The sequence below is a fragment of the Vibrio sp. YT-19(2023) genome (assembly GCF_033337395.1).
In genome coordinates, this window is the sequence record NZ_JAWOQN010000925.1 from 1 (window position 1) to 560 (window position 560).

Below are 560 nucleotides of genomic sequence, written 5' to 3' on the forward strand. Positions count from 1 at the left end.
ATTCGGTTTGTCTTGGATATCGATAGGTTTGGACAGTGTTTTCATGCCATCCACGACAGTACCCATGTTTTCAAACAGGGCTCCTACTTCCCACATGATCCACATCGACATGCCGTTAACGCGCAGCGCTAGGCTGACCGCAATAGCAATGGCACCGACGCTAATCGCGCTGTCCAACCACAGATAAATCGACAAAGCCGCGACGGAAAACACCAAGATGTAGTTGGAGATTTCAACTGCCACGTCAAAGCCCGTAACCAAGCGCATTTGGCGATAAACCGTGTTGAGAAATCCTTTCATGCCTTGTTCAGCATATTGGGTTTCTCGTTGGCTATGTGAAAACAGCTTTACGGTTTGGATGTTGGTGTAGCTGTCGACAATACGGCCTGTCATGGTTGAGCGCGCATCGGCTTGCTCAGAGGCCACATCTTTCAGTTTCGGTACAAAGTAAATCTGAATCGCGATGTAAACCAAAAGCCAGACAATCATTGGAATCATTAAACGCCAATCTGCAGCTGCTAACATCACGACCATACTGGTGAAGTAAACCGTCACGTAGA

At 47.7% G+C, this 560-nt stretch carries 1 protein-coding gene; it reads right to left on the minus strand.

Annotated features, from left to right (window positions below):
• Positions 1-560: ABC transporter transmembrane domain-containing protein (locus R7E78_RS29225; protein ID WP_318059033.1), on the minus strand; the 560-nt coding region annotated here is incomplete at both ends.